The organism is Atribacteraceae bacterium, assembly GCA_035477455.1.
Classification (GTDB): domain Bacteria; phylum Atribacterota; class Atribacteria; order Atribacterales; family Atribacteraceae; genus DATIKP01.
On record DATIKP010000155.1, the window covers coordinates 1 to 4,315 of the forward strand.

General features: G+C 50.5%; 5 protein-coding genes. All 5 read left to right on the forward strand.

Annotation, left to right across the window (positions count from 1 at the left end):
* Positions 1-305: 305 nt before the first annotated feature.
* The gene (locus tag VLH40_09040; protein HSV32147.1) at positions 306-575 is read left to right on the forward strand and encodes a zinc-binding dehydrogenase; all 270 of its coding nucleotides are present in this window, start codon (positions 306-308) and stop codon (positions 573-575) included.
* Between the two features lie 143 nt (positions 576-718).
* Positions 719-2,008, forward strand: a complete 1,290-nt coding sequence (locus tag VLH40_09045) for a sugar ABC transporter substrate-binding protein (GenBank protein ID HSV32148.1) — start codon at positions 719-721, stop codon at positions 2,006-2,008.
* Between the two features lie 123 nt (positions 2,009-2,131).
* On the forward strand, positions 2,132-3,007 hold the full coding sequence (locus tag VLH40_09050) for a sugar ABC transporter permease (protein HSV32149.1): 876 nt from the start codon (positions 2,132-2,134) through the stop codon (positions 3,005-3,007).
* Positions 2,995-3,810, forward strand: coding sequence for a carbohydrate ABC transporter permease (locus tag VLH40_09055; GenBank protein HSV32150.1), 816 nt, complete (start codon positions 2,995-2,997; stop codon positions 3,808-3,810). Before VLH40_09050 ends, VLH40_09055 begins: the two co-directional genes overlap by 13 nt.
* A gap of 86 nt (positions 3,811-3,896) precedes the next feature.
* The coding region (locus tag VLH40_09060; GenBank protein HSV32151.1) for a hypothetical protein at positions 3,897-4,315 on the forward strand (419 nt) is incomplete at its 3' end.

Genomic DNA, 4,315 nt, shown 5'->3' on the forward strand with positions numbered 1-4,315 from the left:
GTCAACCTGATGAAATCTGCTTTGCGTGATAAAATTAAACTGTTGGGGAGTGCTGGAAAAGCTTAAAAAAGGAGGTTTTTCCATGCAACAGTCCATGAAGGCCATAGGTTACCGACGGCCATTACCGATTACCAAACCGGAAGCCTTGATCGATTTTGAACAGCCGGTGCCTGTTCCTGCATATCGAGAGCCGCTGGTTCAAGTAATAAGCCGTTTCCGTGAATCCCGTGGATACCAAGGTACGCCACCGAGTTGATCTGGATCCCGGTCAAACGAGAGTTCTGGGTTGGGATGCTGCGGGGTTGATGGTAGACACCGGCCCGGGGTTTTCTCAAATGAAGAAAAGCCTGTCTCTTCATTGGGAACTCATGTTTACCCGACCCCTTTTCCAGACACCGGATATGATCGCACAACACCGCTTGCTTAATGAAATAGCGAATCTGGTCAATAATGGAGTATTGAAAACAACGTTTTACGAACATTACGGAACAGTGAACGCTTATAACCTGAAGCGGGCTTATGCAGTCATCGAAAGCGGTAAGGCGATAGGGAAAATCGTCCAGGAAGGATTTTGATGAACATCAGGTATCGTCGAGCGAAAGCCTTCTTGTTTGCACTCATGAGGGCCTCTCGATCGGGTATTCCGTGAAGAAAGGAGGTTTGGGGAATAGTTTCTGATGTTGTTATCAAATACTGCTAGACAGGAGGATGAAGATTCATGAAAAGAAAGCTTTTTCTGTTGATTTTGTTCGTTGCCTCAACCCTGCTTCTCTTTCTCGCAATGACGTTTGCCGTTAGTGCGTCCGACCGGGTAGTAATCAATGTTCTCTCCCAACCCCGTCGGGAATGGGAATTGCTTGAGCAATATCTCCCCGAATTCGAAGAAAGAGAAAACATCGATGTGGTCATTCATTATTTTGCTGAGCTAGAGCGGCGGTCGCGGTCCCGCCTCGATGCCGCCACCGGTGCTGGTCTATACCAAGTCTACTATATCGATGAAGCGAACGTGGCCGAATTCGCGGCAAATGGGTGGCTGGTCCCGATCAGGGATTACTATCCGGCGGAATACGATTTCGAAGGCTTTTCCCAGCCCTTGGTCAATGTCCTTTCTTATGACGGGGTGGCCTACGGAGCTCCGATGACCTTCGAGGGTGAAATCATGTTTTACCGAAAAGATCTTTTTGAAGCCGACGGGATCGCGGTACCCGAAACTCTCGATGACTATCTCGAAGTGGTCAAGCATTTTCACAATCCTCCCGATCTTTATGGAACTGCGACACGCGGCTTGCGTGGTTCGGGCATGAATGTCTGGCGCTTCAGCCCCTACTTGAGAAGGTTCGAGGGACGATATCTGGACGAGGATGGGAACCCAGTCTTCAATTCCCCAGAAGCCGTGCAGGCAGTTGAGTATTATATCGAACTAATCAAACACAGTCCCAGTCCCACCATGTCTTGGTCAGATGTCATGGACGCCTTTGCCGCCGGGAAGATCGCCATCGCGAGCTTTGCCAATTTGAAAATGGATTATCTGATGGATCCGGAAGAGTCGGTGGTCGTGGATAAGATGGGCTACGCCCCTCCGGCCGCTGGTCCGAAAGGACGCGTCTCGAATACCTCAACCCATGGTCTAGCCATTTCATCTCCCGGCTGTCGGACGGAAGAAGAACGGGTCGCCGCCGGAAAATTCATCGGCTGGTTCACCAGCAAGGAAAACGAAATCCGCAAAGTGTTGGCAGGGAGCGGCCTGACCAACGCCCGGACCTCAACATTTGCCAGTCCCGAGTTCGCTGCCGCGTATCCGGCCGAATTTATCGAAGCCCAGCTGGCGATGATGGAAGCCCAGGAATTGACGATCCCTCAGATTCCCCAGTGGCCGGAAATCGGGGATTACCTGGGTCTGAAGCTCGAAGAACTGTTTGCCAAAGCCTATGTCGGAGAACCCTACGACATTCAAGCCGCCCTGGATGACGCAGTGAGATACGCCCAGGAAGTGCTGGCGGAAGAGTAAACCACCTCCAGCCGACTTTGCGGGCGACTGGATGAAGGGATTCGGACCGGTGCCACCCGATCAATAGGAAAAGACACCGGTCCGCCACCTATACCTGTTCTTAGCGGAGAGGGAATACAGAATATGACCAAAAAACAGTTTTTTTTACTTTTCATGATCCCCGCGTTCGCCATTTTGTTTTTCCTGGCCTTTTACCCCTTAATCAGCGCCGTGTACTACTCTCTCCACAACTGGGACCTTCGCAGTACGAGACCAATCAGATTTGTTGGATTGCAGAATTATCTCCGACTGTTAACCGATCCACGTTTCTCTAATGCGCTGCGCGTCACCGGTGTTTGGCTGGTCACTACCTTGTTTGGGTCGGTTTTCCTGGGGGGCGGACTTCTGGCGCCCCTGATCCACGATTTCACGCGGGGGCGCTGGCGGACTTTTTGCCTGTTCGTGTTTATCATCCCGGCATTACTCCCCCGTATCGGAGCTGCCTATATGTGGCGGCTGATGTACTCCCCGGCCATCGGTCTTTTCAATTATTTCACTCGTTTAATCGGAATCGGCAGGGTTGGTTTTCTAGACAACCCGGCATACGCCCTTTTCTCGATCGCGGTCATCGATATCTGGCAGTGGAGCCTTCTGATTGCCGCTTTGACTATGATTCTCTTCGAAGAAGTCCCTCAGGAAATCATCGAGGCGGGAGTCTTGGACGGCGCTCGACGCTGGCAACTCTATCGATATCTTATTTTCCCGGTGATTATTCCACCTTTTCTGTCGATCTTTTTCATCAAGGCGATGGAATCGCTGCGCACCTTCGATTTCATTTTCGTCCTGACAGCGGGTGGCCCAGGAAAGTCTACTGAAACGATCGACATGTATGCATACTGGCAGGGAATCGGCTCTGCTGGTCGGATTTCCTACGCTTCGGCCATGTCCACCACAATGCTGGTCCTGACAATCGTTCTGATCACCCTAGTCTGGAAGGGTCTGGCAAAATGGCACAGCTGACAGCAAAAAAAGCGGGGATGACCGTCCTCATTGCCTTGATTGTCCTGATTGCCCTAACACCCGTCCTCTGGATGTTCTTTTCATCCTTCAAGTCCCGGGTCGATATTATTGCCTTTCCACCCAGGTTTTTCTTCACGCCGACACTCGAAAACTACGTACGGGTTTTGGGTTTACCAACCCTGATGCGGGGATTGCAGAACAGCCTAGTGATCGTTCCTCTATCCCTCCTGTTCGGTTTCATCCTGGGCGTCCCAGTCGGGTACATCTTCGCCCGGTTTCGCTTCCGAGGCAGTTCCGACCTCCGTTTTTTCGTCCTTACCCTGCGTTTTATGCCCCCGATCGCAGTAGTGATTCCGTTTTTTACTATTTGGCTGCGACTTCAGATGCTCGATACCATGCCGGCCATCATATTCACCTATCTTACCATCTCAGTGAGCTCCTTGATCTGGCTAACTATTGAGTGCTTCAAGCGGGTGCCGATTGAATGCGAGGAAGCGGCCAACCTGGAAGGGTGTACTCCCTTTCAAGTGTTCACCCGGATCGCGCTTCCTATTTCGCTTCCCAGCATACTGGGAATGTGTGTCTTCGTCTTCATTCTCATCTGGAACGAATTCTTTCTCGCGTTTGTCCTTACGTCTCATTGGGCCGTCACCATGCCAGTTGCCTCAGCTGCCTTTGCGGTCGTCGGGATGGAGGTACCCTGGGGGCAAGTCTGTGCGTCGATCATCCTCTTGTCCATACCGCCCCTGATTCTGTCGTATTTTTTCGTTAAGTTTCTTCCTTACTTTTTTAAAGTGAGTTGATATTATAATACTCCCCAAAAACTGGACAGGGCAATTTAGTGGAACAACGAAATCACGGGATGCGGCATTAAAGGCAAAAATAGCCTTTGAAGCAGCAAGGGGAGAAAAGACCACAGCTCGCTGGTGAATATGGAGTTCACTCTAACCAGATAGGGCAATGGAAGAAGAAGCTGCTGGAAGAACTACCTGCGATTTTTTCGGACAAGAGGGTTTATCGTGATAAGGATAGAGAGGAGCTTGCAGCAGAGCTATACCGTCAGACAGGGCAATTAAAAGTAGAACTGGAGTGGCTTGAAAAAAAAGTCCCAGAGATTACCGCTAAGGAGAAACGGGCATTGATAGATACAGGACTTATAAAGATGCCGATAGGCAGGCAATGCGAACTATTAGGATTGTCCCTGTCAGGGTATTATTATGAACCTCAAGGGGAGACGGAGTTGAATTTGGCGACAGAGCATCCTGATCAGGTCTGGTGTGCTGATATTACCTATATCAGGATGGCACA